We start from the raw sequence: 2,101 nt of genomic DNA, 5'->3' as shown, positions 1-2,101 counted from the left end.
GCCTCGGCCTGCGGGCGGCGCGGGCGGACGTGCCGGCGATCCGCCTCGGGAGCCTCCCGTTCGGCACCTCGACCTGGGAGGCGGCGGTGATCAAGGCCCGGGGCCTCGATACCGCCAACGGTTTCCAGCTGGACGCGGTCAAGCTCGCCGGCAACGACGCGGCGCGGATCAGCTTCATCGGCGGACAGGTCGACACGATCATCGGCGACCTGCTCTGGGCAGCCCGCCTCGGCAACGACGGCCAAGCCGTGCGCTTCATCCCGTACTCGACCTCGGAGGGCGCCGTGATGGTGCCGGCCGACAGCCCGATCAAGAGCCTCAAGGACCTCGACGGCAAGCGTTTCGGCGTCGCCGGCGGCCCCCTCGACAAGAACTGGCTGCTGCTGAGGGCGCAGGCCCGGGATGCCGCCGGCATCGACCTCGAGCGCGCCACCGAGATCGCGTACGGCGCGCCGCCGCTGATCACGCTGAAGCTGGAACAGGGCGCCCTCGACGCGGCGCTGACCTACTGGACCTATTGCGCCCGCCTCGAGGCCAAGGGCTTCCGCCGGCTCGTGGGCGCCGAGGACATCATGCACGCGCTCGGTGTGGCCGGCGACGTCTCCCTGATCGGCTACCTGTTCCAGGACGCCACCGTGAAGGAGAAGCCCGAGGCCGTGGCGGGCTTCGCCCGGGCGTCCCGGTCGGCGAAGGACATGCTGGCCGCCGATCCGAGCACCTGGGAGATCGTGCGCCCGCTCATGGCGGCCGAGAACGACGCGACGTTCGAGGCCCTGAAGCGCGACTTCCTGGCCGGCATCCCGCGCCGGACGGTGGCGGCGGAGCGGACCGACGCCGAGAAGCTCTACGCCGTCATGTCCCGGCTCGGCGGCGCACGGCTCGTCGGGAAGGGCGCCGGGCTGCCGCCGGACCTCTATTACGACAACGGCCGCGATGGCTGAGCTGCCCGTCAGGCTGGCTTTCAGGTCGGGGATCCGGATCGCCGGAACCGCATGGGCGCGCTGACCCGTATCGCGTCCCTGGTCGTGCTCATCGCCGCCTGGCAGTTCGCCGCGCTGGAGGCCGGGTCGCGCCTGTTGCCGGCGCCGATGGCTGTGCTGCGCTTCATCGTGCAGGAGGCCGAGCGCGGCGACCTGTTCCACAATGTCGGGATGACGCTGCTGCGGGTGGCGATCTCCTTCGCGGTGGCGATGGTGCTGGGGATCCTGCTGGGGGTGGCGCTCGGTCGCTCGAAGGCCGCCGACCTCACCCTCGACACGCCGCTCCTCGTCCTGCTCAACACCCCGGCGCTGGTGATCACCGTGCTGGCCTATGTCTGGGTCGGGTTGACCGAGACCGCCGCGATCCTGGCCGTGGTGCTCAACAAGCTGCCGAACGTCGCGGTGATCGTGCGCGAGGGCGCCCGCAACCTCGATCCCGGCCTCGACGAGATGGCCCGGGCCTACCGGTTCGACCGGCGCACCTGGGCGCTGGACGTGCTGGTGCCGCAGCTCCAGCCCTACGTGGTCACGGCGGCCCGCTCCGGCCTGTCGCTCGCCTGGAAGATCGTCCTGGTGGTCGAGCTGCTGGGGCGCCCCGACGGGGTCGGCTTCGCGATCAACTACTACTTCGTGCAGAGCACCGACGTGGCGGCGATCATCGGCTACAGCCTCGTCTTCATGACCGTGATGATCGGCATCGACGTCCTCCTCCTCCAGCGGCTCGAAGCGCATGTCCGCCGCTGGCGCTGAACCCGTCCTGCAGGTCGCGATCGCCGCGAAGCGCTACCGCGCCAAGGGCGCCGAGCCGGTCGAGGCCGTCCGCGACCTGTCGTTCGGAGTCGGGGCCGGCGAGATCGTCTGCCTGATCGGGCCGTCCGGCGCCGGCAAGACCACGACGCTGCGGATCCTGCTCGGCCTCGACACCGACTTCGAGGGCCGCGTCTCCGGGGCCGGCCAGGCCGGCATGGTGTTTCAGGAGCCGCGCCTGCTCCCCTGGCGCAGCGTCGAGCACAATGTCCGGCTGGGCCTGCCGCGGGCGCGGCGCGGACGCGACCTCGACGCGCTGTTCGCCAAGCTCGGCCTGTCGCCCTGGCGCGGCAGCTACCCGAAGGCCCTGTCGC

General features: G+C 71.5%; 3 protein-coding genes. All 3 read left to right on the top strand.

Annotated elements, in window-relative coordinates; genetic code table 11:
• Positions 1 to 8: 8 nt before the first annotated feature.
• A complete protein-coding gene (locus tag FV228_RS27705; protein ID WP_147857439.1) occupies positions 9 to 941 on the top strand; it encodes an ABC transporter substrate-binding protein in 933 nt (310 codons plus the stop codon).
• A gap of 51 nt (positions 942 to 992) precedes the next feature.
• Positions 993 to 1,730, top strand: coding sequence for an ABC transporter permease subunit (locus tag FV228_RS27700; RefSeq protein WP_147857438.1), 738 nt, complete (start codon positions 993 to 995; stop codon positions 1,728 to 1,730).
• Positions 1,711 to 2,101 (top strand): ATP-binding cassette domain-containing protein (locus FV228_RS27695; RefSeq protein ID WP_147857437.1); only part of this gene is annotated, 391 nt, incomplete at its 3' end. The genes FV228_RS27700 and FV228_RS27695, both read left to right, overlap by 20 nt.

Origin of the sequence: Methylobacterium sp. WL18, from assembly GCF_008040015.1 — a bacterium.
GTDB lineage: Bacteria > Pseudomonadota > Alphaproteobacteria > Rhizobiales > Beijerinckiaceae > Methylobacterium > Methylobacterium mesophilicum.
The sequence above is the reverse complement of the archived record's forward strand: the minus strand, read 5'-3'. Positions and strand labels throughout refer to the sequence as shown.